We start from the raw sequence: 24,853 nt of genomic DNA on the forward strand, positions 1-24,853 counted from the left end.
CTACATCGTCATCAAAGTCGAACATTTTGAACTTCCCCTTCCAATGAAAGTTTAAAAGCTCGGCTTTCAGGACCAAGAAGATGGCACGATACTAGAAGGCGAGGAGCGCAGCGTAGGCACTTGCTACGTGAGCACCGGAGCCTTCGGTAGCGTGACATATTCGCCGTCGAATACGCTACAACGCAACTGCATCGTCATCAAAGTCGTGCTTTTAAACTACATCTACTGGCCGTAGATTTCATCTATTGCTGCTTGGAAGGATGCCTTATACTTCTCCACCACCGTTGAAACGGAGGTGCCTGAGGTAAGCTCAGCTTCGAAGTCCCAATATGGCAGCGATGGGAAGGTGTTATGATCTAGCACGATCAGACCGTCCTGTGCCATTCTTGCATTGTTAATGTCCGCTTCATCAGTAAAATTGCTTTCAAGCGTTGCTTGTGATGGATAGTCGTACATTGATTCAATATCGTTGATTTTTTCCCAGATATACATAAGCTGCTCTGGATTGTCGACTGATTTTGGAATAGTTAGTGCTTGGTATAGGGCTTCACCCGAATGATAAGCCGTTGCGCTTGGTCCTTTCGGGAATGGAACGAAGCCAATATCGTAATCCGCCATATCCGTTTTAATGCCGCTTACCTCGTACATCGCACCTGCATACATCAGCGTGTTGCCTTGACGGAAAAACTGACTCGGTTCTGTCCAGTCTCCACCTTCTGTAGGTCTTGACACTTGCTCAGTAGCGAGACGAGATACAAAGTTTAACGCTTCCAATGTTTTCGGATCATCCAGGTTTTGCTGATCCCCTAACGTTAGTGCCGCCTCATTCGCGTAAAGCGATTGCTCCAGCAATCCTCTATTCGCCAATCCCCAAACATCGAGCTTGCCATCATTGTTTGTATCCTTATTTGCTTCCTTGGCAACCTCGATAAAGGTATCCCAATTCCAATTATCTTCATCTACATATTCCTGCAGCGGCTTTAAGCCAAGCTGGTTCATTAGTGTTTTATTATAGAAAACTCCGCTAATATGGTTGGCCTTGTCATCTGTAAAGCCGTAGCCTTTTCCTTCAAAGGTATACAGCTCTTTGGTTACCTTCGTATTAAAGGCATTGTCATTGTTCACATAATCATCAAGCGGCCATAGCAAATCCTGCTTAACAAGCGTTGGCACCGTATACGTTTTACCTAGTCGGACGATGTCGCCAATTGGCTCGCCAGCCATCAGCGAGGCTACAACCTTCGTTTGATACTCACCGTAGTCAATCGGAACATATTCGATGTTGAAATTATGCTTTTCCATTAATGCTTCCAAATTAGCCTTGCGTTGGATGTTGTCTGGGTTGTCCTCCGGAATCGTCATATCCCACCAGGAAACGACTTTAATTGTTCTTCCTCCAAGATCGAAATCCATTTCTGGTGTAGCATTCGGATTTCCATTCCCTTCATCCGTTGCTTCTTCTTCCTCCGGATTGTTGTTATTAGCTGCTACCGGCTCTTGCGTTGGGCTTGAGTTGCCACTATTGGCTGGAGTCCCGCCCGTACCGTTGCTGCATGCAGCTACAACAAAAACGAAAATTAAACTTAACATTGTTAGTAAAACTTGCTTCATACGCATAATGCTTCCCCCTAAGAAAGTATTGATTACTTGAAAAGTGTAGCGCTTACATCGCGATTGCAACAACCTTACGCTGTTTAGATCAACTACCTGTTAAAGTATAGAAATCTAGATATGGCGCGGCTTGCGAGCATTGTCGAATTTGCAATGAAGTAAAGAGTTGCACGCTATATCAAAATCGGGTTATGCTGCGTGCGCCAAAAAGAAAAGCCATCTCCGCAGTCAGTATTTCGCTGGCAAAGATGGCTTGAGCTATATAAGCTGCTTATTCAAAGCACCGACACAAAACGAGGAGCGCAGCGTAGGCCAATAGCTACGTGAGCAGCTCAAATGTTTTCGCAGAAAACATACTTCGGAAGCACATAAGCCTTTCGCTAGCGTTCGAGACTCAATGTCGAATACGCTACATCGAAGTTACATCGTCATCAAAGTCGAACATTTTAACTTCCTTACTGGCCGTAGATTTCATCTATTGCTGCTTGGAACGCTGACTTATATTTCTCAACAAGGGTGGAAACGGAAACCCCCTCATTCAGCTCGCCGACGAAGTCCCAATACGGAAGGTTTGGAAAGGCTCCATGTTCTAGCACGATCAGGTTTGAAGCAACGAGCCGCGCGTTGCTAAGGTCATCCTCTGTGGTAAACACAGTCTCATAGTCAGCTTGGTCCGGATACTCATAGATGGAATCGATGTCATTGATCTTCTCCCAAATATATAAGAGCTGCTCCGGATTCTCGACTGATTTCGGAATTGCCAACGCCTGATACGCCCCCTCCAGGGAATGGTAGGTTGTCGCGTTCGGGCCTTTCGGGAACGGTACGAAGCCGATATCGAAATCCGGCATGTCCGTCTTGATTCCACCAAGCTCATATAGTGCGCCTGCATACATCAGCGTGTTGCCTTGGCGGAAAAACTGTCCCGGCTCCGTCCAATCGCCCCCTTCAGTCGGTCTGGCGATCTTCTCCGTAGCCAATCGGGAAACAAAGTTCAAGGCATCCAATGTCGCGGGATCTTCAAGTGTCTGCTTGCTCTCTTTCGTAAGCCCGGTGTTATTGGAATACAAGGCATGTTCGATCAGGGATGAATTCGCGAGTCCCCACGTATCCAGTTTACCGTCATTGTTCGTATCCTTGTTCGAATCCTTGGCAACTTGAACAAAGGTGTCCCAATTCCAATTATCTTCATTGACATATTCCTGCAACGGCTTTAACCCCAGCTGGTTCATTAGCGTACGATTGTAGAAGATTCCCTGGACAAGGTTTCCCCGCGTCTCGCTGAATCCATACCCTCTGCCTTCATAGGTGAAAAATTTGTTCGTAGCCAGCTGATCAAACGCCCGCTCGTTTTTCGTATACTCGTCGACCGGCCACAGCAAATCCTGTTTGACGAGCGTCGGAATCGTATAATTTTTGCCTAATCGTACGATATCGCCAACCGGCTCGCCCGCTAACAGGGAAGCGGTAACTTTCTCCTGGTATTCGCCGAAGTCAATAGCAATATATTCGACTTTGAAATTATGCTTCTCCATCAGTGCATCCAGGTTTTTCTTTTTCGCGATCTCGTCCGGGTTTCTTTCCTGATTCGTCATATCGTACCAAGAAACCACCTTAATCGTCTTACCGCCCAAATCAAAATCCATTTCCGGCGTACTGTAGACTTCATCCTCCTCGCCATCGTTCCCCGTCTCATCAGGTTCCTTCGATGTACCGTTGGCGGTGCCGCTATTCGTCTCCGATTCCACGTTTTCTTGGGTGCTGTTGCTCGGGTTGCCCGAGCCACCGCTACAGGCTGCAAGCAGTAGAACCAATCCCAATAATAGAACCATTAATTTGCGAACATGCATCTTTAATCCCCCTCAACGTTTAATATTTGGTCCAAATTTACCCAAAGTGTAGCGCTTACATTGCGATTACAACAACCTTACGCTGTTTAGATCAACTACCTGTTAAAGTATAGAAACCTAGATTTGGCGCGGCCTGCGAGCATTATCGAATCCGCAATGAAGTAAAGAGTTGCACGCTATATCAAAATCGGATTATGCTGCTGCGCACGCCAAAAAGAAAAGCCATCTCTGCAGTCAGCATTTCGCTGGCAGAGATGGCTTGAGCTATATAGCTGCTTATTCAAATTTCCAATAATCAAGCTTAAACAGGTTGGTGCTGCCGCTGCCTCTAAACACCAGAAACAGATGGTGCACACCTTGAACGCTCGTAGTCTCAGTCTTAAGCTCGACATATTGATCCTCAGCAGATGCCGGGACATCCAGCCTGCCGATCAGTTCGCCTTCAGGACTGCCTAGACGCAGCTCTATTGCTGCAGGAGTGCTGCCGCCTGCAACAGAAGCGGTAAAGGAAGCTGCTCCGCTGCTGCCAAAATCAACATTGGACAAGCCAATCCAGTCTCCATCATCAATGTCTGCTACAACTCGATGACTAGAATTAGCCGAGCTTGCTTCAATTTTAATGCCTGCATTCCAGCCGATTGTTTCAGCCTCGACACGCACATACGGATTGAACGGCTTTAGCTGCTCTACTCCTTTATAGTCGGCTGCTATTTCTTGAATCGAGCCATCCTCATTAAAGCTGACACGGTTCAAATGCGTCGAGCGATAGCCTTTCGCCATCCCCATAGCCTTGGACAATGTCTGGGCATGATAGGCAATATACCAATTGCTATGAAACTCAAATATAACATGGTGATTATTACCGCCAACCTGGAAGAAATGACCCGGATTTTTCAAAATAGTGCCTGCGTACGTCCATGGCCCCATTGGCGACTCACTGACCATATAGGCAATTTCACCGGCTGGCGGACTTCCTTCCTTGCGCGTGCCGCTGTAGAAGTTTGAGCAGTAGGTATAGTAGTATTGATCGCCAACCTTATTAATACCCGAGTTTTCAAACATGTAAGGAGCAGGAATGACCTCTGCTTCACCAACGACACTAATCATATCGTCGCCCAGCTTCATCACTCTTGCTGTATTAGGCATGGCATCCTTGCCCTGCGGTACGCCGCCGCCAAAGTAAATATAGCCTTGCCCATCATCATCAACAAATACTGCCGGATCAAACAGCCATGTAATGTCAGCCGCACCTGGTGTTTCTCTTGTAATTAATGGCTTGCCAATCGGATCAATCCAGGGTCCGGTCGGACTATCGCTTGTCAACACACCAATGCTGCTGGCGTTGTTGGCAAAATACAAGAAAAATTTATCCTTGCCGTCTATGGCCTTCTGTACGATTGCGGGCGCCCATGATTGCGTGGCCCATTTGGCAGCTCCATCCTTGCCTGCTACATGAATTTCCCCATGGTCGGTCCAATTGACAAGGTCTTCTGAGGAAATAACGCCCAGCTTGTTGATCGAACTATATGTATTGTCCTTGACCTCACCTTTATCATCATATTCCAGCATATCATTCGTCATATACAAATAAACGCGATCCTCATAAACGAGCGCATACGGATCTGCACCAAATCTATAGGACACAAGCGGATTATGATTGCCAATTTCCTTGCCCACTGCTGCTGCTAACGGTTTAATAGACTCTGTTTTATTTTCCTCTTGCTTCACTTCATCCAACTCCTCTGTAGTTGCTAGGCTTGTCGGGGTGACAAGCTTGCCTTCTTCCTCTGCACTGAATTCGATGATCCTTATCAATAAAGCGGCTATCCCAATAATCGCCAATAGACTCGCAGCGACGAGCAACCTCCTGTTCATCCGCACAAATAAGCAGCCCCCCTATTCTTTTAAATGAACCTTCCTCTTCAATGAGGTTTAAAAAGCTTGGCTTTCAGGACCAAGAAGCTTGGACGCTAGTAGAAAACGAGGAGCGCAGCGTAGGCCAATAGCTACGTGAGCACCGCAGCCTTCGGTAGCGTGACATATTCGCCGTCGACTATGCTACAACGCAATTACATCGTCATCAAAGTCGAGCTTTTTAAACTTCCTCTATAGAGTACAGGTGAAAGCTTAAGCCCACAACCTGTTAAACTTAAGCAAACCACCCCTCAACTTATAGCAGTACATTGGTTAATGCCGAATTGCTGCGCTCATCCTCAACAGGACCTGCCCAAAATGTTCAGATCCTGCTCCTTACTATTAACGTGCTATCTATACGCCTGTCTATCTATTTGCTTTTTGAGCGGCCTGCATTTTCTTACGGGGAGCTGCTTTATAATGTTAGAGGGTAGCGGCTGAGTGTATACATATTGCTTATTTTCATTTCGTTCCGGACGTTTCAATGACTGCTTGCGTGATCCTGCAACTCTGGCGCCAAAAACTTGCATGAACCAATGAATAGGGTAAGAGATTGAGAGCTTTCCATCATCCGATCCGGCGAAATTTACTGCTGCTGCTTTATTTCCGTGTGACGTCAGCCAGACTGAACCAGAATCTCCAGCCAATGATACTGCTGTATCACTGCGTATTATACTTTGATCTTTAAAGGTGATGACTCCCAGCTTGCCGTAATCGTTGTAATAGACTTGAATATCGGTATGGATGGACTCAACAGTTCCTGTTACAACGCCAGTAGTGCGACCCACCTTCTTAAATCTATCTCCGACTTTATAAGCGGCAATATAGCCATGCACTTTACCGAATACTGCATATTGGGGCTTTACCAGCTTACTGCGAAGCGGTTTTGATATCGCCGCATCTATATAATTGACCTTATGCTTTTTAAGCTTAACAAAGCGTTCTGCATAGCCAATCAGATTTTTGTCGACATTCCCGCCATCTGCACCCCCAGGCTGAATTGTTGGTGAAGCACGGGACGAATTGTTGTTAACTAACACGTGGTTATTGCTTAAAATATAACGGCTTCGTTCACATCGCCCCATACTGACGATAAGCCCGGCAGTGCCTGATCCCGCTGGGGTACCGATGCTGTAGCCGGCAATTACCGGACGCTTTCGTTTCATAAATTGATCGTTGCTCTTACTATGCCTGCTGAATCGTTCCACTGATACAATTCGAACCGGAACTCCGGATATTGTTCTGGCCGCAGAATTGATATAGCTTAGAGGTGCATTTTTGCCAGCCCGCTTCATAAAGCTGCTTGCTGTTGCTGAAGTCGTGTAAAGGATCAAGGCTGCACCACGATGAGGCTTTGCCGAATCCTTCAGACCAACGCCTATCCCGTGCACGCCTTGTATTTTAAGAATCTTATCAGCAATACGCTGCTTGACTAAATACGCTTCATGAAAACTTGTCAATCGTGCTCACCTTCTCATCGCAGATTTGTAGCATATTATGCTGACATATGGCAGCATGATTGCCCAATCTGCTTCGACGGCAGACAAAAAGACGACGTACACAGCCTTTAGCTGGTACGCCAATATGTTAAAGATTGATTTTAGTTATGCAATTGGATGCAGATCGTCACCTTCAAGCCATTCATTTCGCTTCTCTCCAGCTTGAGGCCGCTTTGTTCGCCAAAGGTAAGCACAAGCCTGCGATGAATATTGATTATGCCTGTCATTTCACTGAATTCGTCAATATTCTCAAGGCTGAGCTGCAGCTTGCCAAGCTGTTCATCCGTCAGCTTGTCGCCATTGTCTTCAATTACGATAAATACGTTATCGTCCTGCTGCCGGAACTGTATCCGCAGCAAACCGTCCTCGTTTTTATGCTCCAGACTGTGCTCATAAGCATTTTCAATAATAGGTTGAATAATGAGGCGCGGCACCTTCACCGCTGCGATCTCTTCTGGCAAATCGTCAAATTGCACCTGTATTCTCCTTGAGAAGCGCAGCCCTTGAATTTCTGTATATACGCGCGAATGCTTTGTTTCCTCGGAAAGCGGCACCAGATCATTACTATTGCGCGTAATAAAGCGGAAATATTCGCCCAGCATGATCGTAAATTGCTCGATTCGCTCCACATCATCCATTTTGGCGAGCGAATTTAGAATGAAAAAGCTGTTGTATAAAAAATGCGGATTTATTTGCGACTGCAGCTGCTTCAGCTCGGAGCGCTGCATCATCATTTTTTGCTTGTAGTCCTGATCAATCAATGTTTTCAGCTTAATAAGCATTTGATTATAGCGCGTGTACAAATATCCGAACTCATCCTTTTTCTCATGCTCGATCAGCCGATCAAGCTCGCCTTCCTCCATTCGCCTGAAGCTTTGCACAAATAGCAGCAATGGCTTATGAATAAAGCGATAGGTAAAAAATGAAACCGCGACAATCGCGATGAAGGAAGCCAAAGCAAACAGCCATGCCCAGCGATAAAAGAAATTTAACGGACGCTTGACGGTTTCCTCCGGCAAATAAGTAACGACAGTCAGCTTTAAGCTGTCAGAGCTCGCTTTATTGATATGATAGCTTGTCCCGGCATGGCTTAGCAGAGTCGTTGTGTCTCTCGCTTCCTTTGTTTGCATAAGAAAAGCCTGCAAAATCGGGCGAGAGCTATTGCTTCCCATTAGCCGAAAATCTGTTGTATCTGAATACAGGAATGCGCCACTATTTTCATATAAACTGATTTGCTTGAGCGAGTCGATTAATTTGCTGGAATCCAGCTCAATCTGCACCATATAAAGCGGAGGCTGATCCTTTTTCCCACCATACTTGGCTGCCAGCAAATGCAAAGAAGACCATAAAAAGCTTAAGCGCTCATGGTTATGCGCCACCTTGGATTGCATTTCCTTGTAGCTTTCTTTATCCAGCTCGACAACCGAATTTACTGCCGAGATCGTTTTGCCTAATGCTGGCACATGTATATTAATATCTTTAATGTATGAACTGCTATTTTTAAATGAAGTGAGGCGATGCAGCAAATACGCCATGCTTTTTCTTTGCTCCACACTGCTCATCATCTCCCATGTTGTGACGAGCTTCTTCAGCTCATTGTCCTGAAGCATATCGAACTGCTGCAGCTCCATCCATTCAATTTCACGGTTCAAATCCTCCAAGTAATAATTAAGCTGAGTAACCGTCGTCCTCGAAATATCGTCGCTCGCATTATTGTAGCTCCAATAGTACAAATAGAAGCCTAGCAGCACGATCGGAAATATAACGAGCACATACGTAATTAACAGCCTAATGAAAATTGAATTTCGAAATGAGGTAACTGGAAATTTTATCAAGTTGCTTCCTCCGCATGCTCTACTCTAATGACTTATCGATTCTCGGCATACCACTCGTTCACTTCTCTAGTAATGTCATCGCCGCCAAGCTTTCTCCAGCTTTCTACGAAGGCATCGAATTTTTCAATAGGATCGCCAAGTATAATATCGATGTAAGCTTCATGCTGCAAATCATGCAGGATGCTTTGCGCTTCTATCATCGTCTCAGTCGGAGCACCTGTATACTGCTCATAGAGCAGCTGTCCGTTCCTTTCATATTGGTGCAGGATCGCATATGCGCCATCCACGCCATATGTTTTTTCCCAGCCCCAGCCGGCTGAGCTATTGCTTCCTCCTGCAAGGTAGGCGTTAATCAGCTTTTGAATGGATCTTGCTTCCGCATTAAGCTGGCTCCAGTCCTCCGTCTGGCGTGCTTGCTCCAGTTGCAGGTAGGCCTCCAAATTTTTTCTTGCCGGGTACGGCGTTACTGGCGATAGCTGCCATACAGGATAAGGCGAGCTGTAATAGGTTTCAAAGTCTGCCGTTCCTCCCCAATTTTTCTCCAAATGCAAATTGAACATTTTCACAAGCGCTTCAGGATGCTCGAAGCCTTTGCGTACCGCAAAAAACTGGCCAGTGTTGAATTTTAATGGAACTTTGGCAGGCTCACCACTGACAGATACGATTGGATAAGCCTTCCACTCCGCATCCGAGTCAGTGCTGCGGCTGCTTTGAACGAAAAAGGAGGCCCACTGCTCACCGTAAATGAGGCCGATTTTCCCATCTGCAATTTGCTGCTTAACCTTGTTGCCGTTTTTAAATGGGAATTCCGGATCAAGCTGCCCGCTTTGGTACATAGTCTGCAGTGCTATCAACGCCTCTTTTACTTCTGGCTGGATGCCGCCAAACTTCAGCTTGCCATTGTCATCCGCGAGCCATATTTCAGGAAATGCGTTAAAGCCGGCCATAAAGCCTTTTATTCCCATGATCGGGTCCCATAAATAGTTCGTAACCGCTAACCCCAATGTATCGTCTTCGCCATTTTGATCGGGATCAAGCTCAGTAAATGCTCGCGCTATCTGCAAAACATCGCTGATCGTTTCTGGCGGCTGCAAATCCAGCTGCTGCAGCCAGTCCGTCCGCAGCCAGATGAACATCGCATTTTCAATCGATGAACTTGTCTCTGGTATAGCCATCAGCCTGCCGTCAATTGTAGCGGCATCAAACGGCCCTCTGCCCTCCTGATTTAAGATGGATTTCGTAAATGGCGTTGCATATTGCTCGTACACATCCGTAAGATCCTGAATCAAGCCAGCATTGCTGAGCAGCCTCAATTGCTCCGAAGAGACTTTAATCACATCTGGAATTTGTCCGGAAGCAATAGCGAAATTAAGCTTCTGTCGATAAAAATCACCGTCAGCCGTCCATTCATAGTTAATATTAATGCCGAGAATTTGTTTATATAGCCGAGACCAGCGATTATCCTGCAGCGATTCACCCGGTAACGAGCTCAACAGATTTTCAAACTCAGCGCCTACCTCGCGGACAAAGGAAATATCGATTGGAGGATCATACTTGCTCAAGCCAATTTCATCATACAAGGGGGCTGTTTCAGCTTGCTCTGACCTGTTATTGCCAGGCTCATCGTTCACAGAACTCGATAGACATGCAGATAACAGGACAGCGATCAATACCGTGACAGCTAAACAACGAACGTTTGCGATTGTAGATTCAGCCAAGAGATTCCCCCGCCTTCATGTAATGTATAGAGGATGTTCCAACACATTTATAAGCTCTCATGTACATGTTTTCTGGCATCTGACGGAGTCATGCCCATATACTGCTTGTACAGCTTCGTAAAATAAGCAGCATTTTCACAGCCGATTTGAATGGCGATTTCACCAACGGTCGCCTCGCTATACTTCAGCATGCGCTCCGCCTCGGTTACACGGCATATATTGACAAATTCAATAAAGGTTCTGCCTGTCAGCTTCTTGAACTGCTTGCAAAAATAAAACGGATCAAGCCCAACCATTCTCGCGGCCTGCTTGACGGTCGGCTTCTCGGCATAGTGCAGCTTCACCCATTCAATAAGCTGTTTGAAGCGGTCGCGATTGGCAAAGTAAGGCTCCTGCGTGCTTAATGAAGCTTGCTTGCCGTTTAGCCGAGCTAATTGGACAAGCCAGGCATACAGCTTTGCCTTGACGACGAGCTGGTAGCCAGGTTCCTTTTGCTCAAGCTCCTTAATAATCGCATCCAGTTGATGCGACAGCTCGTCCTTATAGCGATCAAGTGAAGAAACTAGCAGTGGAAAATGCTCCTCCCCCTCCAAATAACGAGATACGAGCTGGACATGAAGTGAATCATTCAGCCACTCCTGAAATAAGCCCGCGTTAAATACGATGCAATCGAGCGCGATTTCATCATCATTTTGCGAATAGCCAACATGCAGGCTGCCGCCTGGCACAAAAACAACATCTCCCTGCTTGGCTTCAATTGGTTGACTATCTATATAAAAGAGCGCTTGTCCCTTGCGCACGATGATGACCTCCATATGGGCATGCCAGTGCAAGTAAAGAATACAGTCTCCGGTTTTTTTGTTGGTCGGCCGATTGGGAAACAGCTGGATCGGATAGGCCCGCTGCGCCATATGCGTATCCTCCCAAAGCTCCTTTGGATTACTCATTGCCACTTCACCTCCACAAGATTAGAGAAAGTTCCGCCAATTTCAGATAGCGTATCCTTGATATATCTATCCTATAATAATGTTGCTAGCATTACTATATGACAATATTGGAGTGATAATAAACATGGAGCAAGCTATTAAAATTGGAACACTTGTAAATGGTAATACCGCCGACAGCATCATTCCGCAAATTGTTGGTCATGGCTTTGAATCGTTCAACCTTACCTTTTGGCAAACAACAGGTCAGACAGATTTAAAGGAGCTGGCAGCACGCTTGCGCAGTTTGGCTGATGAGCACGGCTTCGTTATTTCCGCGATTAGTGTGTTTGGCAACCCGCTTACTGGTGAAGGGAACAACTCCGATACTTTAGCCAGCTGGGAAAGACTGATTGATCATGCGCATTTATTCGGCACTGATATCGTCTCAGGCTTTACAGGGCGAATTACCGATCGTCCTATTGACGAATCAATCGCAAAATTTCAGCAAGTATTTGGCGAGCTCGCCAGACGAGCAGCAGACAAAGGCGTGCGCCTGGCCTTTGAAAACTGCGATATGGGCGGAACATGGGAGCGCGGAGATTGGAATATCGCGCATAACCCTACTGCCTGGGAGCTGATGTTCAATGCTGTGCCGATAGATAATATCGGGCTGGAATGGGAGCCCTGCCATCAAATGGTGAGTCTGATCGAGCCAATTCCTCAGCTGCGAAAATGGGTAGACAAAGTGTTTCACGTTCACGGCAAGGACGCGACAATCGCTTGGGACATTGTAAAAGAGTACGGCGTTCACGGGCCAAAGCCATTTGTATGGCATCGCACGCCTGGCTTTGGCGACAGCAATTGGAGCGATATTATTACCATTTTGCGTCAGCACGGATTTAAAGGCTCAATCGATATTGAAGGCTGGCATGATCCAGTATATAAGGATGAGCTTGAAATGACCGGACAAGTACATGCGCTCCACTATCTAAAGCGCTGCCGAGGCGGCCAATTTGTGCCAAATCCAGTTGAGGGGGCTTAGTTATGTCAACCTATAAAGTGATCATCGCAGGCTGTGGGCATATGGCTCATGTATGGGCCGACTACGCGCTAACAAGAGAGGATACCGTCATTGTAGGCCTGGTTGATATTTATGAAGAGGCTGCTGCAAAATTTGCAGAGAAAAAGCAACTAAGCTGCCCGATCTTTACAGATATTGAAACGGCCATTCAAGCAACGGGGGCCAACCTCGTATTTGATGTAACCGTTCCGGCAAGCCATTATACGATTGCTTCAACTGCGATGAGACTCGGCTGCGACGTGTTTAGCGAAAAGCCGCTAGCAGAGTCGCTAACACAATGTCTTGAGCTCGTCCAATTGTCCCGCAGCTTGGGCAGAACGCATGCCATTATGCAAAACCGTCGTTTTGACCCGAGAATTCGCGCGCTTAGACAAATGATTGCGAGCAATACGATCGGCACTGTTGGCTTTGCAAGTGCAGATTTCTTTATCGCGCCTCATTTTGGCGGCTTCCGTGATGCGATGGAAAGCCCGCTGCTGCTCGATATGGCGATTCATACGTTCGACCAGGCAAGATATATTATGGGCGCCAATCCAGTATCGGTTTACTGTCATGAGTTCAACCCGAAGGGCTCATGGTACAAAGGCAATGCAATGGCACTTTGTATTTTTGAAATGTCCGACGGCTCGGTGTTTGACTATCGAGGCTCCTGGTGCGCTGAAGGTGCTCCTACATCATGGGAAGCCGCTTGGCGCGTCATTGGCGATCAAGGCACCATCATATGGGATGGACATAAAGAGCCGTATGCGGAATGTGTAATCAATGAATCGCAAGAGCGAAAATTTTTGTCCGAGCACCAGCGAATCGATAGCGAGCCTGTTGAGATGCCGCTTACTTTTCATCAAGGCTGTCTGGCAAATATGTTTGCTGCGCTTGAGACGGGCACACCGCCAGAAACAAGCAGCAGCGATAATATTTACAGCATGGCGATGGTTCTTGCTGCTTTGGAAAGTGCCAAGCTTGGCGCTAAGGTAGACATTCAAAGCTTTATGAAGCAATAACCTTCGCAAGCTGTCTATGAAGCCATTCGTTTAACGGCGCAAGCCTTTCAGCGAATGGCTTCATTCTCAATCAAGGAGTCGCGATATTCCTGCGGCGTCATGCCAGTAGACTTTTTAAAGAAGCGCGTAAAGGAATGCGCCGCCTCATAGCCAACCTGCAAGGCAACGTCACGCACCTTAAGCTCCGCACTGCATAACAGCTCCTTTGCCTTCTTCATTCTACAGTCGTCAATATACTCAGACAGCTTCACTCCCCGTTCTTGCTTGAAAAAGCGTGAAAGATAGGATGGGTTAAAGTAATGCAGCTCAGCCAGGCGAACGAGCGATAAATCCTCGCTTAGATGCTCCTGGATGTATTTGCATATCTTTTCTATAATGATCGAAGCTCTGTCCCGCTCATTTAGCAGCGAGCTTGCAAAAATTTGCTCAGACAGGGCACGTAAATAATGGAACGCTTCCTTCATCGAGCTATGCTCGTCGAGTCGCATTAATTTGTTATATTCCCGTATTTGTTCATGCAGCTGGTTGCGGTTCATATAGGAGAGCAGCATCAACGCAATTGCATAATAAGCTTCGACAGAGCGGTGGACATGCTCATTTTTGTTCAGTATATAGTCCTCAAGCTCGCTAAAGCAGCTAAAAAAATGCTCCGCACGACCTGCATCAAGATGTGCGCTCATAATTTCAGCTTTTGGCGCAATGCGATAAACTTCCTGATAGGAAGCACTGGCTTGCTCGGGATAGTCAATTTGAATAATTGGAATACCGTCATTCATGTTCATTTTTTGCAATTGGCGCAGCCGCTCATATTGGCGAACAACCTGTGACCAGCTGCATTGCTCTCCACTCATCGTAAAAGACACTGCAATCTCTAACGATTTGTAACAGGTTTGCTGAATAAGCTCAAGCATCCCTTCCACGTAACGAAGCATATGACTGCTTATTTTCTCGTCTGCATCGCCTGAGGATTGCAGAAACCACAGTAAGTCTCCCTGCTTGTCCACTATCGCAACACTATTAATAGGCCCGGATAGAAATGAGCTCCATATTTGTTTAACTGATGCAATTCTCTCACTTATATCGCTAAAGGTGGTTCCAATCGCATAAGACAGATGGGCAAGCACGAGAACGACCGGAGCAGACGCTTCAAGCTTTATATTCAAGCGCTCGAAATCCTGTGCCATAGAACTGCCAGTCGTAATCTCGCTAATTCCAATATCGCTCAATACGCAGTGCCTGAAGTAATCTCCCTGCGCAACCAGCATCAGCGCATCCTTGTGCTGCTCGGATTGCTTGAGCAGGCTGTTAATATGATGATCATAGTTAATTTCATTGATCACCTCTTGGATAGTTTGAATAACTTTAGCATAGCCTTCAGTTTTTAATAAGTATTTAACGTTTGGCTTTTGAATCGCTTGATAGGCGTAGTCGAATTCGCTATAGCCTGTCAAAAATACAATTCTGCATCTTGGCCAGTATGCATGAATTTCCTGCATAAGCTCAATGCCGCTCATGCCCGGCATACGTATATCAGTCAGTACAATATCGATTCTTGTGCGCGACAGCCAATTCAGTGCTTCTTTGGCAGAAAACGCTTTGTAGATCTCCAATTCGTCGCCCATCGACTGGTTCAACACTTCATATAATGCTTCTGTAATAATTTCCTCGTCATCAACAACTAATAATCTGAACAATAGCATCTTCTCCTTACTATTGATAACGTTTACAAAAAATTTAAGCAAAATTTGAAGCGTAATAATGAATAATTATTATAAAAATACTGGAAATCTTCAAGGTTCAAATCTTTGCTTTGTTGTCATTCTTTTACTTGTATTGAGGGATTGTACAATCGTAATGACACAAAAAAATGAGCCGTACTGGATCTCTCCTTTCAGCTCATTTATTTCGCATTATTTTACGATAATTAGTTCATCGCCAGAATAATGATCTGTGCGGATACTCCCGGACTATAAATGCTTACAGCTTCATTCTCCTTTTTAAGCAGATTCAAAGATAGTGCTTGAAATGTGTCCGTTATTTTCAAGAATGCCGTACCAGATAACGGGTAAACCGATATTCCTGTACCTGAAATTTTTGCCGCCAGCGTGGTAGACTGAACAACACTTCCGTCCAAAGCCAGCCCAAGCTCAATGATCCCATCGCTCGCCGATGTTTTCAAATTGGCCGTATAAGAAATCATATAATCATGATTCGGCTCCAGTTGGAACACCGAGCCCGTTGCCCCGATCAAGCTACCGCTGCTTTGTTGGACGGTCCAACCGCTAATCGGTGTGTTATCGTCCACAGCGGTTGTCGCAGTTGTCGTGCTGGCATAAACATAGTCTGTATATACAGAACCTGTTGCTCCTGTTGGACTAGTTGTGCCTGTTGCTCCTGTTGAACTAGTTGTGCCTGTTGCTCCTGTTGGACCGGTTGCGCCTGTTGCTCCTGTTGGACCGGTTGCGCCTGTTGCTCCTGTTGAACTAGTTGTGCCTGTTGCTCCTGTTGAACTAGTTGTGCCTGTTGCTCCTGTTGAACTAGTTGTGCCTGTTGCTCCTGTTGGACCGGTTGCGCCTGTTGCTCCTGTTGCTTCTGTTGGACCGGTTGCGCCATTTTCATTTATCATCTTGTCAAGTCGCCTCCTTTCTAAGCTTCATGCTTCCATCTAATTAAGTGGATAGACGGTCATTTGCGCGCTAACGGTATCGCTGTTATTGAGAGCTATTTTGCAGCCGCTGGTCCAAATAGCCAGGGATAGCAGGCTGCCTGGATTCGTCACTAACACAAGAGCCGATCCGGCTAACTGCTCAGAATCGAAGGTGCTACTAGGATAACCCGCCTGGACAGAACCTGGAACAGGAGTGCCGCTCAACACAAGTCCCATCGCAACCGTATCTCTCCCTCTGCCTCGCAGTGTAGCATTGTAACGAACCAAATAAGTACCAGGTTGCAGCACTGGTCCGTTGCTGGTCATTGCAATCGAGCTTCCGCCGATTAACTGAGCCTTCCAGTCGCCAATCGAGACTGGGGTTATTCCATTGCCAACGGTTGAGTTATCTGTACTTGTGCAAAATGCGTAGCTAGGATCTGCCATTGGTTCCAGACCTCCCTTCATCTACAATTAAGGTAATCGTCATGTTCGCCACTTGTACTGTTGTCCCAGCAGGAGCAGTTGCCTCGGTTCCCGTCAACAGCATTCTCAGTGACAAACTACTTGGCATAACAAACCTGTCCTTAGTCACACTTACCATTGCTGTTGCAGATAACTTAATAACTTCACTCGATGTAAACGCTCCAACCGCTGAACCTTCAACTATATTACCCCCATCCTGTAAAAGCACGACCGAAACAAAGCTGCCTACCGATGCTGGGGTCACAGTGATGTCATAGTTAACAAGATAGATGCCGTAGTTCGCCAACCAAGGTCCTGTTGTGGCGTCAAAATAAACCGGATCTCCCGGGTTTCCTTGTTGACTCCACCCGTTAATTATGGGGTCTTGAACCGATGTACTAGTCGCGGTCGAGCTACCAGCATAATAAGGAAAGACCGACGACTCGAGACCAGTTGAATTCGTTATTTTTGACATCTCATGAATCCCTCCTTTCATGTGTGTGAAATAAATATATGGATTATAAATCATAAAATGCCTGAATTTTCATATTTACCAAAAATTCATTCTAGAAGCTTGACCAACAGCATCATTTAAAAAGGAAAGAGGATTGTCCAGAAATATCAGTAAAACTGAAAATCTGAACAATCCCTCTTCTTGCTTGTTGTCATTCATGATTAGGAAAAGCTGCATGAATTCTACTATATTCATCCATCGTAATCGACAGCACGGTTCCATGCTTGAAACGATATGGAAAACTGAAGCTTTCATCGGAGCGGATAAATTTGCCGCTATTTATATCCTCCGCAATGAACGGTACATAGCCTTGTCCTTCGCCACGCACACCGAAAAAGTCAATCATTAAGCACCATCTGCCATCAGGGAGCTGATAAGCCGTCGGCGCTTCATAAGCGCTTGATCCAAGCTTAGCCATCTCCGTATTGAATGCTTCAATTTGCGTATAGCTGCCAGTTAGTGTATCCGACTTGAGCAATATGACTCCAGTCGGGTTTGCCTCGCTTTTTAAGAAGCAATAGAATCTGCCATCAGCTTTATAGATAGCCGAGTCAATGACTCCGCTATCTTCCTTGCGATATAGAAGCTTAGGCTTGTCAAATGCAGTGAAATCCTTCGTGCGCGTATAGTAAATTGCTTTATTCCCAAATTGATTTGAAGCATGGGACGAGCTCCAATGCAGCACATAATCATCCTGCTCGCTGTCATAAAAAACATCCGGAGCCCACAAGCAGCCAAACTGATCATCGCCCAGCTCCAGCATACGCTGCTCTGACCAATGAACCAAATCATCAGATCCCCACAGCACAAGCTGCTTGCTGCCATATCGCGAAATATTGCCCCAATCGCCTTTATACTTTGATTCAAAGCAGCCTGCTAGTGAAAGATCAGTAGAAATAATATAAAATTTCCCCTGCTTCGTTCTTACAATTGTATGATCGCGGACACCGCAATCTCCTTTTCTGCTCCATAGTACAGGATTCCCGCCATTCACCTGCTCCCATTTCAAACCGTCCTGACTGAGAGCAAAATAGACCTGTTCTCCATCCACAGTGCTTTTCTCTTTAAAATGTACGAATAAGTAAGCTTGCATTGACTTCCCTCCTTTGTCAGCGCTCCGGAGTAAAGCATCCTCCAGTCGCTTTTTAAATCATCGCTACGGAGCTAAGCATCCTACAGTCGCTTTTTAAATCGTAATGCTTTCTTTTTTGAATTTTTATGGTTGCATTACGATGTTAAAGGCGACCCTCTTCGTTTTTCGGATGCTTTGCTCCTCCGCTGTAGCGTTTTTCTGTTGGGTACGCTACGAAGCTACACGTCGTCATCAAAGTCCAATTTTTAAACTACCTCTTCCAATGAGTGTTTAAAAATTGGGCTCTCAGGACCAAGAAGCTTGGACGCTAGTAGAAAACGAGGAGCGCAGCGTAGGCACTTGCTACGTGAGCACCGCAGTTTTCGCTAGCGTTCAAGATTCGCCGTCGAATACGCTACGAAGCTACACGTCGTCATCAAAGTCCAATTTTTAAACTACAGCTTAAAGCGGAATATTGTAATGGATTGCGGCTTAACACCATACTTAAAGCCGCTTGCGTCAGACTCAAGCTCGTAGCCATATTGCTGGGGAGCGATGCGTGTTGGTGCTTCGAAATCGTTTTGCTCCTCCAGTCCGTAGCCAGCCAGCTCATAGATTTCAACTTTTCTCGCAGAAGCCGTTGACCCAAGCTTGGTCAATTCAATTGTCAGGTCGAGCGCTTTCTCCTGCACGTTGACTGCCTTCACAATTGTATCTCCGCTTTCTTTTTCGTAGCTCGCCGTATAGTATAATGGCGCGATTACAAGCGGTTTGTCCTCCGCCTCATTAATAAGCTCGCCGTTAATGTATGCTTTCAGGCTTCGCCCTGATACCTCTAACGCGCACTCATAATCCACTTCACTCTCGACTGTGAACAGACTTTGCGTCAAGCAGGAGCCGCGACCGTTGACTAAGGAAACGAGCGCAGCGTCTTGATTTTGCCAGCCCCCGATTTCCCATAAGTAGCGATTTCCGCTATCCTGCTCGCCAAAGCTTAGCTCGAAGCCTTTATCTCCCTGCAATCTGCGCGCTTTAAACGTTACCGTGTAATGCTCCCAATCCGTCGCAGCTAGCTCGCGCCATTTGCTGTTCGTTTCAGATACGTTCGCTGTGTCATATTGAAGCAGCTGCTTTTCTCCTGTTTCATTGTTAATGAGCTGAATATCCCAGAAGCGAGCGGTATCCGGATTGGCGCCAAGCGCCAGCTTGCCATTGATCGCCTTTACCTTAGCAAACTGTGGCTCACCAAGACCCTCCGCTTGAACGTCCAGTAAATAATCGCCTTGATGATGCATAAACAGCTGTTGAACATAATAGTTGGCAGTACTATAAACCTGATGATTGTTATACCAAATGAGATCTGGCTTCCAGTTTACGTAGTCCACATTGCATAGCAGCGGTGCATAGCAAGCAAGTCCAACTGCATGCGCATTGTTTTGCAGACCAGTCATATAGGCTGCCTCTGCCAAAGCGTTGTAATAGGTGTTGCCCCAAGACGCATACTCACCCAAAAATACCTTCGGATCATCAGCACTAAAGGATTGATAACGATCAATGTTCGCCAGCATCCATTCCGGGGATACATAATAATGTTCATCGACGTAATCGGAACCGTTCTCTCTAGCGGATGCCCAGCCCCGCTCATACTCGCCTCCAGCGGGAAACGGGCCGCTAGAGTTAATAATTTTTATTTCGGGGTAACGCTCTTTAATAGCTTTATGAAAGTATGCATATCTTTCAAAAAACGGCTCGCCTACCTCTTCGTTGCCGATCGCAATATATTCCAAGCCAAACGGTTGCGGATGTCCCAGCTCAGCACGCTTCGCTCCCCATACCGTATCAACGCCGCCATTGGCAAACTCGATCAGATCAAGCGCATCGTCGATCCACGGACCAAGCTCATCCAAAGGCACAATCCGCTTATGATGCGGATCATAGCCTGCCGGAAGCACTGGAATTGGTTTGGCGCCAATATCCTCACAGAACTGGAAGTATTCATAGTAGCCTAGTCCAAGCGTCTGGTTGTAGCCCCAGTTGCTGCGGCGCGCCGGGCGCTCATGCAGCGGACCAATCGTATTTTTCCAGCGATACATTGAATTGCGGTCATCCGCATTTAATGAACCATCATGTACAAGGCAGCCGCCTGGGAAGCGCATAAACTTAGGCTTGAGCTCCTGCAGCAATTGTGCAATATCTGCTCTCATGCCGTTCGGTCGGTTGCGGAACGTTGCCTGCGGAAACAGTGATACCATGTCTAGCGCCAAGCTGCCTGTTCTTTTTGTTAAAATCAATAGGCGTCCACTATGACTGCTAGTTTTGGCGATTAGTTCAGCCTCGTATTTTACCCATTCCTTGCCGGCTACCGCAACTTCTGCCTCTGCCAACACTGCTCCGTCTGGCGTTTCGACGATAATTTGCAGCAGATCCGCTTCATCTGTCTCACGTTTGGCATACATGGAGAAGAGATAACGCTCGCCTTCCTTAAGCGGAATGCCAGAGTTGAAGCCGAGATTCATTAAGCCAACGCCATCTCCACCAGCTGCAACCTCGATTACAGCGTAATGAGGGTTTTTAACGTTTAATGGCGCATCAGTCTGTATCGAAATTTCCGCCATGCCTCCACCGCGTTCAACCTTCTCCCATGCTGTTAAAGCATGATAGCTTCTGTTGTCGATAGGGTCAAACTCAAAGGAACGATTGCGCACAAGCTCCGCATACAGTCCGCCATCAGCGGCATGATTCAAATCCTCAAAGAAAATTCCGAATAAATCTCCCAAGGCTGCTCCCTGACGATCCAAAGATACTGATAAACGACTAGATGGGTTCATTTGTTCACTCCCTAAAATTAATATAGCTTGAATCAATTGGATTAACATTAATATAAATTGATTATTGAATTAGTTAATCTAATATGATTCTAAACGAGCAGCAAGGAAAGTTCAATAATGAATTGCCATTTTTCGAAAATTAACCTTTTACCGAACCCAGCAGCACGCCCTTGACAAAGAACTTTTGCGCAAACGGATACATAATAATCATCGGGATTGAGGCGATCACCATCGCAGCGAGCTCAATCGTTTTAGCAGATACGAGCCCTGACTCCTCAGTATTCGCTAACAGCTGAGATACAGCGAGATTCGAGCCTTGCACCGTGCTGAGCATATTTTCAACTGCGCGGTTCGATTGAATCAGCTTTAAGATCATATACTGCAGCGTTTGCAAATCTAGCGACTGCGTATAGTATAGTGTCGTGCCATAGTCGTTCCAGATGTTAACCGCGGTAAATACCGATAGAGCTGCCAGCACAGGCTTGGACAAAGGGACGACGATTTGGCTGAAAATACGGAATTCGCCTGCTCCATCCAGCTTGGCCGATTCGAACAGTGATACCGGCAGCGCTTTATAATTCGCATTAAAAATAATGACGTTCCAAAAGCCGCCAAATAAAGACGGGATAATATACACCCAATACGTATCATACAAGCCCAGCCAATTGATGAGCATAAAAGAAGGAATGAGCCCGCCGCTAACATACATGCTCGTAAAGCCAACCACAACATAAAACTTTTTAATTTTCAAATACGGTCTGGAAAATGCGTACGCAAACATTGCTGTATAAAAAATCGACACCGCCGTTACAATAGCCGTCCGCGACGCCGTAATCCAGGCAGCCTTCATAATATGGGAATCAGCAAATACCGTTTGCCAGCTTGCAAAGGAAAACTGTTGCGGCCACAAAAACGCAGGTCCGCGTGTCAGAGCGCTTCCTGTACTCAACGAGCTGACAAGCGAAAACCAAAATGGGTAAACGGTTACGATCATAATAAGTATCATCACAACAAAGAGCGATGCATTAAACAGCTTTTCTCCTCTGCTTTTCCCTCCAACCATCACACGACCAACTCCTAACACTTTCATGTTAATCTCATGATTGTGCTTCCTCCGTACATGAAAAGCACTTCGAAAGCTTCTACTTTGCTTACAGCCTAGAACAAGCCTGTTTTCGTCAGCCGCTTCGATAGTGCATTGGCTCCAACTAATAACAGCAGCGCAAAAACAGATTTCATCAAGCCAATTGCTGTTGCCGATGCGAACTGGAATTGCAGCAGCCCGGTCTGATAAACATACGTATCAATAACCTGACTCGCTGGCAAATTCAATGTATTTTGCAAGACGTAAATTTGCGTAAAGTTGTTGTTTAGCATACCGCTAACTGCGAATATAATTAATACCATTAAAGTAGGCAATATACTCGGAATCGTAATGTGCAGCATCCGTTTCCAGCGACCTGCACCATCAATAGCCGCAGCTTCATGCAAGCTTTGATCCACGCCAGCCATCGCTGCCAAATATAAAATGGCTCCCCATCCCAAATCCTTTAGCAGGCCTGTGCCAATCGCGATCCCCCAGAAGTATTGGGGATCTGCCAAAAATTGTATCGGTTTATCAATCAAGTTCAGCTCCATTAGAACAACATTGACAATTCCCGTTGTATTCAACAATGTAATAAACAAACCGCCAAAAATAACCCATGACAGAAAATGCGGCAAATACGTAACCGTTTGAACTAACGACTTGAATTTCGGATGCTTGATTTCATTGAGCAGCAACGCAAACATCAGCGTTACGGGAATGCTGATGAAGGCCCCGATCAAATTTATCCCTAGCGTATTGCGAACCATCGGCCAAAACTGAAAGTTTTGAAAGACGCGAATAAAATGTTGAAAATTGTTCCACTCACTCGTAAAAATTCCTTTAACGCCCATAATCGGTTCAAAATTTTTAAATGCCATAACTAAGCCAAACAAAGGAGTAAAATCAAATATGAGTATGAGAATTACTGCTGGCCATAGCATAATGAGCAGCTCCAGCTGCGTTTTGTAGTCATGACCAAGCTTATATGTTTTTTGTTTCCTTCTCATCATGCCCGCCTCCTACCAGTCGTTGCTATAACATAGCGCGCCCATTCAGGCGCGCTATGCTTGATTGCGACTCTTTAAGAATTAATGCCTACCTCTTTAATGCCGAACTCATTATTTTTTTGCTGAACAAAATTGTTTCTCTCTTGATCAAGCGCTTCAATGCCCAGCTTTTTAATTTGCTCAATCAGCTCGTCGTAAAGCTGATTAAATTCCACATCGCTTTTGGCCAGTACAATTTTGGCTACTTGCGCTTCTTTATAGGTTTTAATTTGCAGCTCATCATTCGCAAGCTTGCTGTCAGCAGGGAACAAATCACCTGGCAGCTGGAAGGAGGAGTTGTCATAGATCTTCGTCTTTTCATGCTTGCCGTAAGCCGATTGCACACGATTTGCCGTTATCGAGAATGGATCTGTTTCCTCAGAAGGCGGCTGTTGAGTGCTGTATGAGAACGATGTATGATGGAATGGCCAGTAAGCAAACACTCCGGTTTTCATATAGTCTGTTGCATCCTGCAAGCCTTGCTCCGTTTTTACGACAAGGCCTTGCTCATCCAATTGATAGTGAATGCCTTCAAAGCCGTAAATATGAAGCATCATCCCTTCCTTGCTGCTCATAAAGCTAAGCCATTTTGCCAGCTTCTCTGGATGCTTCGTTGTTTTGGAAATGTAAGTTTTCATCCAGCCGCCGCCTGCTTGTTTGCTTTTACCGAGTACTGGCGCAGTTCCGGAATCAGCTAAAATCGGGCCTGAGGAAGTCCAATAGTCGTTTTTGTCAAATGAGGTATCCGCAGAGTTTCCAATGAAGGTAAATACGCGTCCTGAAGCCATGTCAGCTTTAACAGCCGCATTATCAACCGTCATCTGCCCAGGATCCAAAAATCCGCTCTGATACGCTTTGTTCAGAAATTTCAATGCCTCCTTCGTTTCAGGGGCAAGCAAACGATCACGATAATTGCCGTCTTTGTCGACAGGCATTGCACCGAAGCTATCCTGCAAAAATCCTAGTGTTGTATTCTGATACGATTTTCCATCAACCAGAAGCGGAATAACCGGAGCGCCATCCACCTGCAAATTCATATCTTGAATCTTTTGGTAGGCTGCCAGCAGTCCAGATTCGGTCTGAATATCTGCCAGTGTCAAGCCAGCCTCCTCCAAAATACGAGAGTTGACTACAAGCGCACCATTGGAAGCGTATTCAACGATATCAACATAAAACTGTCCAGAAGGCGGGTACAGCTTGCTTGCATCCTCTGATTGCATATGGCTCGGATAAGCGTAGAAACCGCCATCGCGCGACACAATCGCCTGTTTTATATCCGCAGGAAAGCTAGTTAGCAAATGCGACTGTGGGTCATATTGCTGCAAAAACTCATCCAGCTCCCATACCTTGCCTGCTTCGATCAGCTTTTTGCCCAGCACTTCATTCGTAATGGTCACCACATCAGGAAAATCCGCACCGCCTGATACAAGCATCAGATTCAGCTTCGTTTCGCCATCCTGTGCTGGAATGTTGAATTCAAAGGTTAAGCCTGTTTTTTCTGTAATAGCCCCAGTCACTGTCTGAGGGTCTGTATCCCAGTTCGTTGGCGGATTCCAAAAATCGATGGTTGAAAACCAGATCGCTTTGTCCAAATCCCCATTCCCTTCATTGCCGGAGCCTTGCGAAGATCCGTTGCTGTTTGCGCTTCCATTTCCTGATTGCTGACTGCAGCCTACGATTAGAAGCAATACGACAAGGCAAACGGCTAACATCCATTTTTTTCTCATGCTCTGTTCGACCTCCCAATTCTATTTGTTGA

General features: G+C 46.0%; 18 protein-coding genes. 2 read left to right on the forward strand and 16 right to left on the reverse strand.

Translation table 11 applies throughout. The features are described 5' to 3' along the window. Window positions 1-222: 222 nt before the first annotated feature. The 7 genes from KJS52_RS14400 to KJS52_RS14430 form a co-directional block, all read right to left on the reverse strand. On the reverse strand, window positions 223-1,617 hold the full coding sequence (locus KJS52_RS14400) for an extracellular solute-binding protein (RefSeq protein WP_213516407.1): 1,395 nt from the start codon (window positions 1,615-1,617) through the stop codon (window positions 223-225). 449 nt (window positions 1,618-2,066) lie between these two features. After that, complete coding sequence (locus tag KJS52_RS14405; RefSeq protein ID WP_213516409.1) at window positions 2,067-3,461, reverse strand: extracellular solute-binding protein; 1,395 nt, start codon at window positions 3,459-3,461, stop codon at window positions 2,067-2,069. Between the two features lie 276 nt (window positions 3,462-3,737). Continuing rightward, the gene (locus tag KJS52_RS14410) at window positions 3,738-5,336 is read right to left on the reverse strand and encodes a glycoside hydrolase family 43 protein (RefSeq protein ID WP_213516411.1); all 1,599 of its coding nucleotides are present in this window, start codon (window positions 5,334-5,336) and stop codon (window positions 3,738-3,740) included. 389 nt (window positions 5,337-5,725) lie between these two features. After that, window positions 5,726-6,835, reverse strand: coding sequence for a chymotrypsin family serine protease (locus KJS52_RS14415; RefSeq protein ID WP_213516413.1), 1,110 nt, complete (start codon window positions 6,833-6,835; stop codon window positions 5,726-5,728). Window positions 6,836-6,975: 140 nt separating this feature from the next. Beyond that, complete coding sequence (locus tag KJS52_RS14420) at window positions 6,976-8,709, reverse strand: sensor histidine kinase (RefSeq protein ID WP_213516415.1); 1,734 nt, start codon at window positions 8,707-8,709, stop codon at window positions 6,976-6,978. Between the two features lie 32 nt (window positions 8,710-8,741). Next, window positions 8,742-10,427: an extracellular solute-binding protein gene (locus tag KJS52_RS14425; protein ID WP_246563570.1), complete on the reverse strand. Its 1,686-nt coding sequence runs from the start codon at window positions 10,425-10,427 to the stop codon at window positions 8,742-8,744. Window positions 10,428-10,474: 47 nt separating this feature from the next. Continuing rightward, window positions 10,475-11,374 (reverse strand): AraC family transcriptional regulator, encoded by a 900-nt coding sequence (locus KJS52_RS14430; protein ID WP_213516417.1) that lies wholly within the window; start codon window positions 11,372-11,374, stop codon window positions 10,475-10,477. Between the two features lie 124 nt (window positions 11,375-11,498). Here KJS52_RS14430 and KJS52_RS14435 point away from each other — a divergent pair, with 124 nt between their 5' ends. Together KJS52_RS14435 and KJS52_RS14440 are read left to right on the forward strand one after the other, a co-directional pair. Beyond that, on the forward strand, window positions 11,499-12,395 hold the full coding sequence (locus KJS52_RS14435) for a sugar phosphate isomerase/epimerase family protein (RefSeq protein WP_213516419.1): 897 nt from the start codon (window positions 11,499-11,501) through the stop codon (window positions 12,393-12,395). A gap of 2 nt (window positions 12,396-12,397) precedes the next feature. Beyond that, window positions 12,398-13,435: a Gfo/Idh/MocA family protein gene (locus KJS52_RS14440; protein ID WP_213516421.1), complete on the forward strand. Its 1,038-nt coding sequence runs from the start codon at window positions 12,398-12,400 to the stop codon at window positions 13,433-13,435. 47 nt (window positions 13,436-13,482) lie between these two features. Here the strand turns inward: KJS52_RS14440 and KJS52_RS14445 are convergent, their stop codons facing one another. The 9 genes from KJS52_RS14445 to KJS52_RS14485 all read right to left on the reverse strand — a co-directional run bounded on the left by KJS52_RS14445 (window position 13,483) and on the right by KJS52_RS14485 (window position 24,821). Then, entirely contained in the window at window positions 13,483-15,129 is a 1,647-nt protein-coding gene (locus KJS52_RS14445; RefSeq protein WP_213516423.1) for a response regulator, read from the reverse strand. 230 nt (window positions 15,130-15,359) lie between these two features. Next, on the reverse strand, window positions 15,360-16,061 hold the full coding sequence (locus KJS52_RS14450) for a hypothetical protein (RefSeq protein ID WP_213516425.1): 702 nt from the start codon (window positions 16,059-16,061) through the stop codon (window positions 15,360-15,362). A gap of 39 nt (window positions 16,062-16,100) precedes the next feature. Continuing rightward, window positions 16,101-16,529, reverse strand: coding sequence for a hypothetical protein (locus KJS52_RS14455; protein WP_213516426.1), 429 nt, complete (start codon window positions 16,527-16,529; stop codon window positions 16,101-16,103). Continuing rightward, the gene (locus tag KJS52_RS14460) at window positions 16,516-17,022 is read right to left on the reverse strand and encodes a hypothetical protein (protein WP_213516428.1); all 507 of its coding nucleotides are present in this window, start codon (window positions 17,020-17,022) and stop codon (window positions 16,516-16,518) included. Before KJS52_RS14460 ends, KJS52_RS14455 begins: the two co-directional genes overlap by 14 nt. 190 nt (window positions 17,023-17,212) lie before the next feature. Then, a complete protein-coding gene (locus KJS52_RS14465) occupies window positions 17,213-18,154 on the reverse strand; it encodes a glycoside hydrolase family 43 protein (protein ID WP_213516430.1) in 942 nt (313 codons plus the stop codon). A 434-nt stretch (window positions 18,155-18,588) separates the two neighbouring features. Then, window positions 18,589-20,961: an alpha-L-arabinofuranosidase family protein gene (locus KJS52_RS14470; RefSeq protein WP_213516432.1), complete on the reverse strand. Its 2,373-nt coding sequence runs from the start codon at window positions 20,959-20,961 to the stop codon at window positions 18,589-18,591. A 139-nt stretch (window positions 20,962-21,100) separates the two neighbouring features. Continuing rightward, entirely contained in the window at window positions 21,101-22,051 is a 951-nt protein-coding gene (locus KJS52_RS14475; protein ID WP_246563572.1) for a carbohydrate ABC transporter permease, read from the reverse strand. A 68-nt stretch (window positions 22,052-22,119) separates the two neighbouring features. After that, window positions 22,120-23,055: an ABC transporter permease gene (locus tag KJS52_RS14480; RefSeq protein WP_246563574.1), complete on the reverse strand. Its 936-nt coding sequence runs from the start codon at window positions 23,053-23,055 to the stop codon at window positions 22,120-22,122. A 74-nt stretch (window positions 23,056-23,129) separates the two neighbouring features. Beyond that, entirely contained in the window at window positions 23,130-24,821 is a 1,692-nt protein-coding gene (locus KJS52_RS14485; protein WP_213516436.1) for an extracellular solute-binding protein, read from the reverse strand. Between the last annotated feature and the right edge of the window lie 32 nt (window positions 24,822-24,853).

This window comes from Paenibacillus montaniterrae (assembly GCF_018403185.1).
In the GTDB taxonomy this organism is placed as follows: domain Bacteria; phylum Bacillota; class Bacilli; order Paenibacillales; family Paenibacillaceae; genus Pristimantibacillus; species Pristimantibacillus montaniterrae.

Coding starts and splice junctions, on each gene's coding strand:
- KJS52_RS14400 (WP_213516407.1), bottom strand. CDS start 1,617: ATGCGTATGAAGCAAGTTTTACTAACAATGTTAAGTTTAATTTTCGTT.
- KJS52_RS14405 (WP_213516409.1), bottom strand. CDS start 3,461: ATGCATGTTCGCAAATTAATGGTTCTATTATTGGGATTGGTTCTACTG.
- KJS52_RS14410 (WP_213516411.1), bottom strand. CDS start 5,336: ATGAACAGGAGGTTGCTCGTCGCTGCGAGTCTATTGGCGATTATTGGG.
- KJS52_RS14430 (WP_213516417.1), bottom strand. CDS start 11,374: ATGAGTAATCCAAAGGAGCTTTGGGAGGATACGCATATGGCGCAGCGG.
- KJS52_RS14435 (WP_213516419.1), top strand. CDS start 11,499: ATGGAGCAAGCTATTAAAATTGGAACACTTGTAAATGGTAATACCGCC.
- KJS52_RS14440 (WP_213516421.1), top strand. CDS start 12,398: ATGTCAACCTATAAAGTGATCATCGCAGGCTGTGGGCATATGGCTCAT.
- KJS52_RS14450 (WP_213516425.1), bottom strand. CDS start 16,061: ATGATAAATGAAAATGGCGCAACCGGTCCAACAGAAGCAACAGGAGCA.
- KJS52_RS14455 (WP_213516426.1), bottom strand. CDS start 16,529: ATGGCAGATCCTAGCTACGCATTTTGCACAAGTACAGATAACTCAACC.
- KJS52_RS14460 (WP_213516428.1), bottom strand. CDS start 17,022: ATGTCAAAAATAACGAATTCAACTGGTCTCGAGTCGTCGGTCTTTCCT.
- KJS52_RS14465 (WP_213516430.1), bottom strand. CDS start 18,154: ATGCAAGCTTACTTATTCGTACATTTTAAAGAGAAAAGCACTGTGGAT.
- KJS52_RS14470 (WP_213516432.1), bottom strand. CDS start 20,961: ATGAACCCATCTAGTCGTTTATCAGTATCTTTGGATCGTCAGGGAGCA.
- KJS52_RS14475 (WP_246563572.1), bottom strand. CDS start 22,051: ATGAAAGTGTTAGGAGTTGGTCGTGTGATGGTTGGAGGGAAAAGCAGA.
- KJS52_RS14480 (WP_246563574.1), bottom strand. CDS start 23,055: ATGAGAAGGAAACAAAAAACATATAAGCTTGGTCATGACTACAAAACG.
- KJS52_RS14485 (WP_213516436.1), bottom strand. CDS start 24,821: ATGAGAAAAAAATGGATGTTAGCCGTTTGCCTTGTCGTATTGCTTCTA.